Here is a 480-nt window from a genome sequence, read left to right as displayed (position 1 = left end):
GCAGAAAGATTACGTCGCCGGCGCCTTTGGCGCGCAGTTTCGGCGCCACCGCCAGGAGTTTTTCGGCCCGGCGCGACAGCTCGGCGGCCAACCGACAAGCGTCCGCGGCGGCCGCGACGAGCGCGATGCAAACCGCCCGCTCAAAATTCTTGTCCCCGGGCCGGATGCGCCGGCCACCGCCGGCCTCGGTGCGGAAAGATGGTCCAAAACCCTGCGCCATTAGGAGCGGCAGGGGCTGCGGCCAGCCCAGGCGTTGCGCCAGTACCAGGTCGGCGAGCCACCAGCCAAAGACTTCGGCATCGGGACGCATGGCGACGACCTCAGCGGCGATCGCCGCGGCGTCGAATGGCGCCGACCGCTGGGATACCCCGAGTTTTTCGATCTGCGTGCAAAGGTCGGCGAGCGCGGCGCCGTCCCAATGGAGGCCAAGCTGGTCGAGTATCTTCCCGAGCCGGCCGGGCGTAGCGGCGGGCGGCTCCC

Annotated in this window: 1 protein-coding gene; it reads right to left on the bottom strand. The window is 69.8% G+C overall.

Translation table 11 applies throughout. From position 1 onward, the window contains the following. The coding region (locus ENZ75_RS33920; protein ID WP_128278701.1) for a DUF1403 family protein at nucleotides 1–480 on the bottom strand (480 nt) is incomplete at both ends.

The sequence above is a fragment of the Mesorhizobium sp. M7A.F.Ca.CA.002.04.1.1 genome (genome assembly GCF_004022805.1).
GTDB lineage: Bacteria > Pseudomonadota > Alphaproteobacteria > Rhizobiales > Rhizobiaceae > Mesorhizobium > Mesorhizobium ciceri.
This window is presented reverse-complemented; position numbering and strand designations above follow the sequence as displayed.